At 64.7% G+C, this 439-nt stretch carries 1 pseudogene; it reads right to left on the reverse strand.

The annotated features are described in order from the left end of the window. Positions 1–212: 212 nt before the first annotated feature. Positions 213–439 (reverse strand): annotated as a pseudogene (locus tag EN804_RS34695) (UDP-glucose 6-dehydrogenase); the annotation flags it as partial.

The raw sequence follows: 439 nt of genomic DNA on the forward strand, positions 1-439 counted from the left end.
GACGACCGCACGGTCGCGGCCATCCGCATGCACCTGCGGCCATACGATCTGCTGCGCATCGGCAAGCTGGCGGATCGTTCATTGGCGATGGAACGCCTGCTTGGCGTCGACAAGCGCGACAGCATGGGCATGAGCGCCTATTCCAGCAAGCTGGAGCCGACGTTCGCCGGCTGGCGCGAGCATCGGCTTGACCAGTCCTATCCCAGGGTGCGCGACGGGGCCTCGCGCATGTCGTCGGTATTCGGCTTGAAGGTGAGGCCTAGCACGGCGATCTTCTTGCCGCGCACGTCGCCGCCCACCGCGTTAATGACCTTGCGTCCCATGGCGCGCTTTCGGTTGTCGTTGATGGCGATGGTGGTTTCGATCAGCCGCACCGGCGCATCATAGTCCTGCGCGGTCTTGGCGAGCGCCAGCGTATCCTTCGGAAAACAGGAGCCGC

The organism is Mesorhizobium sp. M8A.F.Ca.ET.161.01.1.1, assembly GCF_004792105.1.
In the GTDB taxonomy this organism is placed as follows: domain Bacteria; phylum Pseudomonadota; class Alphaproteobacteria; order Rhizobiales; family Rhizobiaceae; genus Mesorhizobium.